The organism is Gemmatimonas sp., from assembly GCF_044345575.1.
Lineage (GTDB): Bacteria > Gemmatimonadota > Gemmatimonadetes > Gemmatimonadales > Gemmatimonadaceae > Gemmatimonas.
On record NZ_JBIJAW010000294.1, the window covers coordinates 1 to 4066 of the forward strand.

4 protein-coding genes and 1 pseudogene are annotated in these 4066 nt (G+C 68.3%); 4 read left to right on the forward strand and 1 reads right to left on the reverse strand.

The features are described from left to right. From ACIQ6O_RS13820 to uppS, 4 genes are all read left to right on the forward strand, one after another. Positions 1-548 (forward strand): ankyrin repeat domain-containing protein (locus tag ACIQ6O_RS13820; RefSeq protein ID WP_396208369.1); only part of this gene is annotated, 548 nt, incomplete at its 5' end. A gap of 108 nt (positions 549-656) precedes the next feature. Further along, positions 657-1289, forward strand: a complete 633-nt coding sequence (locus ACIQ6O_RS13825) for a hypothetical protein (protein WP_396208370.1) — start codon at positions 657-659, stop codon at positions 1287-1289. A 79-nt stretch (positions 1290-1368) separates the two neighbouring features. After that, the gene (locus tag ACIQ6O_RS13830) at positions 1369-1683 is read left to right on the forward strand and encodes a winged helix-turn-helix domain-containing protein (protein ID WP_396208371.1); all 315 of its coding nucleotides are present in this window, start codon (positions 1369-1371) and stop codon (positions 1681-1683) included. Further along, a complete protein-coding gene (gene uppS, locus ACIQ6O_RS13835; protein WP_396208372.1) occupies positions 1680-2501 on the forward strand; it encodes a polyprenyl diphosphate synthase in 822 nt (273 codons plus the stop codon). The genes ACIQ6O_RS13830 and uppS overlap by 4 nt, the downstream gene beginning before the upstream one ends. Positions 2502-3462: 961 nt before the next feature. Here uppS and ACIQ6O_RS13840 read toward each other — a convergent pair. Continuing rightward, positions 3463-3804, reverse strand: a pseudogene (locus tag ACIQ6O_RS13840) (alpha-galactosidase); the annotation flags it as partial. Positions 3805-4066 lie beyond the last annotated feature (262 nt).

Here is a 4066-nt window from a genome sequence, read left to right on the forward strand (position 1 = left end):
GGCCGCTGCACCGCGCGGCGCTGCAGGGGCGCACCGATATCCTGCGCACACTGCTGGACCTCGGTGCGGACATCCACGCTGCCGATCACGAGGGGGCCACGGCGTTGCATCGGGCGGTGCAGGGCGGGTCGGTCGCCGCCGCGTTGCTGCTGCTCGACGCGGGAGCCGACATCAATCGCCGTGAACCGCGATTTCAGGGCACGGCGCTCAGCTGGGCCATCGCGCTCGATCAGCAGGAGGTGGCCACGTCGCTGGTCCCGCGCTCGCGCGACATTCGGGCCTTGTCCCGCCTCGGCGAGGTGGAGCGTCTGCGGGAGGTGCTGCAGACCACGCCCGACCTGGTGCGGGAGGTGCTCCGCGGAGTGGATGCGCCCACGGCCCTGTTCTGCTTTGCCGACGATGACGAGACGGCGGCCGAGGTGACGCGCCTGTTGCTGTCGCATGGGGCCGACCCGTCGGTGCGTGATGGCGAAGGGCGCACCGCCGATGTGGTGGCGCGAACGCGCGGCTTGGAGCAGACCGTGGGCGTCCTCGCGCAGGGTCGCTGACGGATCGGTAGGCGAGCGGGGAATCGGGGGATGCGCGGAACCTCCGTGGCTTTACTTGATACCATAAAGTACTTGATCCTCCCTAGCCATCGGTCGATACTCCCCACTATGGCCGCCCCCGCTTCTCACCCGCCCGCGCTGCACGACCGCGCCCTGCAGGATCTGTCGTTTATTCGGCGGACCATAGAGGGGGCGGCCGCCTTCACGGACGTGCCGGGGTGGGGATTGGTGGCCATGGGGGGCATGGCGTGCGCCGCGGCGCCGGTGGCGGCCATGCAGCCCAGCGTGGAGCGGTGGATGGCCGTGTGGATGTTCACCGTTCCCTTGGCCACGGCCTTGGGCGGATGGACCATGTGGCAGAAGATGCGCCGGCGCGTGTCGAGCGAGGGCGTGTTCACGCTCAGCGTCCCCGCGCGGAAGTTCCTGCTCGGCTTCTGGCCGGCGATCTTCGCGGGGGCCGTGCTCACCTTCGCGCTGGTGAACCCCTTCCTCCCCGGCCTCGATCTGGCGCTCGCGTCCCGCGTGCTGCCGGGGTTGTGGTTGCTGCTCTACGGGGTGGCCGTCACCACCGCCGGCGCCCACTCCATTCGGGCCGTCCCCCTCATGGGGGTGGGCTTCCTCGTCCTCGGCGTCGTCGCGCTCCTGCTCCCCAACGTCAATGGGAATCTCATGATGGCACTCGGATTCGGCCTCCTGCAGATCGGGTTCGGTCTCCGCATTGCGAGGCGTCACGGTGGGTAAGCCGTCTGGGCAGGCACTCCAGGCCGAAACGCCACCGGCCAGTGATCGTCCTTCCGAGACACGGCCAACATTGACGGCCGTGACGGGAGATGCGGCCTTGCCGATCGCGCTCGATCGACTCATTCACGAGCGCCTTCGTCTCGCCATTGTCAGTGCATTGGCAGTCCATGATTCGCTCACCTTTACCGACCTGCGTACGCTGCTCGACACGTCCGATGGCAACGTGTCCGTGCACGCCCGCAAACTCGAGGATGCTGGCTACGTGACCTGTACCAAGCGTTTCGACGGCCGCGTGCCGCGTACCGAGTATCGACTCACCGGCGAAGGGCGCGTGGCGCTCGAGCGCTATCTCTCGCACATGGAAGCGCTCATCAAGCGCGTGGGTGGAGCATGAAGGGCGTCCCCGGACATCTCGCCGTCATCATGGACGGTAACGGCCGCTGGGCGGCCAAGCGTGCACGCCCGCGGTGGATGGGACACGCCCGTGGCGCGCAGACGGCGCGCGAACTCGTGGCCCACTGCGCGCGACTCGGAGTGCAGCATCTCACGCTGTACGCATTCTCCAGTGACAACTGGAAGCGGCCGCGCGAAGAGGTCGGGTTCCTCATGGATCTCTTCGCGTCGCATCTGGAGCGCCAGTTGGCTGAGCTGCGCGCGAACGGCATTCGCCTCTCCATCATCGGCCGCCGCGACCGGCTCCCGCCCGCGCTCGTGGCCAAGATGGAAGAGGTCGAGGCGCGCACTGCGCAGGGCACGCGCATGCACCTGCGTGTGGCGATCGACTATTCGAGCAAGGCCGCGCTGCAGGAAGCCTTCGCCCGGGCGCAGGCCGAAGGGCAGGAGTGGCCGGCCGATCCGCTGCTCCCCAACGTGGATCTGCTGCTGCGCACCGGTGGTGAGCGGCGCCTCTCGGACTTCCTGCTGTGGGAGTGCGCGTACGCCGAACTGGCGTTCGTGGACGCGCTGTTTCCCGACCTCACCACCGCCGATCTCGACGCGGTGTTCGCCGACTTCGCCAAGCGCGATCGTCGCTTCGGCGGCTTGAATTCGGCGCCGGTGCCGGTGGGGAACGCCGCTCGGTTCAGCGAGCGCCGGCCCGGCGGCCGTACCGAAGCGTCCACGTCACCCGACCATCACGCCGGGCCAGCAGCCGCAGCACCCGCACGCCCTGACTCGCGCGCTGACTCACGAGCGTCGCCCCCTCCACCGTGACCGTCGGCACGCCGTACGCCGCGGGGGTGGTTACGTACAGCTCGTACGGATCACCACCCACCACGTCGCTCGCGCCGTGCAGGGCGCCGTCGCGCCACGTCACCTGCTGCAGATCGACGCCGCCACAGGTGACATGGCGGTTCGTGGCGAGCAGCTGCGGATGCGCCATACGCTTGCGCAGGCAGATCGCCTGCACCTGAAACGTCGGATCGACCGCCCCGGCGTGCAGCGTGTCGCGCACCACGCCCAGCGCACGGCGCGTCCAGAATTCGAAACCCACGTACTCCGTGCCGGGCTCGAGCCCTAGGTCAGCGAGCGGGATGTCGGCATCGCCGCCGGTGCGCGCCACCACGCTCCATTGCTCGAAGGGGCGCGCGATATCGAGCAGATGCAGCGGCACCAGCAGACGCTGGTCGGCGTCGAACGGTCGGGGCCCCGACCCACTCGTGGTATTGCCGACCGTACCCAGCAGCGCCGATCGCGACGGATCCACATCGTACACCTGTCCCGGACGCGTGAAGAGCACCGGTGCGGTGCGCAACGCGGCATCCACCTGGGCGGTGCGATACACCTCCGGCGGATCGGTCACCATCATCACGCTGCCGGTGATCGACGTGAGCGTGGTCGCGCGATAGCGATCGGGCTGGCGCAGCTCGATGTGATCGGGGTCATTGCGCCAGACGACGTTGTTGAACGAGTTGTACTGCGCGAACGCCCCGTACCCGAAGCCGTCGTCGCCCACGCGCATCCCGTCGACCAGGCCGATGAGCTCGGGGCGAATACCCCAGCACGCCAGCAGATAGCGATCGAGCCCGATGCGCGAGCGGATGTCGGCGACGACGTCGCGAAACACCTGCTCGCGATCGAGCCCGCGCTGCGTGAAGTACTCGGGGAAGCTGTTGAAGCCCTCGTATCGCAGATGACGCAGGGCGTCGAGCTTGAAATACGTCCACCCCATCGCGCGGAGCGAGTCGTACACGGGACGGATAAGCGCATTGAGCGTGGCAGGGCTGCTGCCATCCATCACGTACCCCACCCAGTTGCCGTACGCGGGCTGTCCCGACGCGTCACGCACGAACCACTCCGGATGAGCGAGCGCCGAGTCGCGCATGGCGAAACTGACATTCGTCCAGATGCCGGGTTCGAGCCCGCGTTCACGGATGGCGCGCTGCAGCGCCGGCAGCCCCGACGGAAACTTGGCGTTGGCGGTGAGCCAATGATCTGGCGTGCCGATGGGGACCTGCTGAAATCCGTCGTCGATCTGCAGATACGTGAAGCCGAAGGGACGTAGCACGTCGCGCATCACATCGGCGGTGCGATGGATGTCGGCTTCGGTGACCTTGTCGCGAAAGGCGTACCACGAGGTCCAGCCGGCCACGCTCTGCGCCCACGGGCGATACGTCCACGGTTCGTAGCGCGCGAGGCCACGGTGCCGCTGGTAGAAGCGCGGACGGAACCGTATCGCGATCTCGCCGCCCTCGGCGGTGAGATCATACCGCGATACCGTGTCCCCCACGCCGCCGGCTCGCACGCGCACCCGCGCCGGCTCGTCGACGCTCAGCAGC

Excerpts from the sequence above, each read along its gene's own strand:
- ACIQ6O_RS13825 (WP_396208370.1), top strand. The coding sequence starts at position 657 with ATGGCCGCCCCCGCTTCTCACCCGCCCGCGCTGCACGACCGCGCCCTG.
- uppS (WP_396208372.1), top strand. The coding sequence starts at position 1,680 with ATGAAGGGCGTCCCCGGACATCTCGCCGTCATCATGGACGGTAACGGC.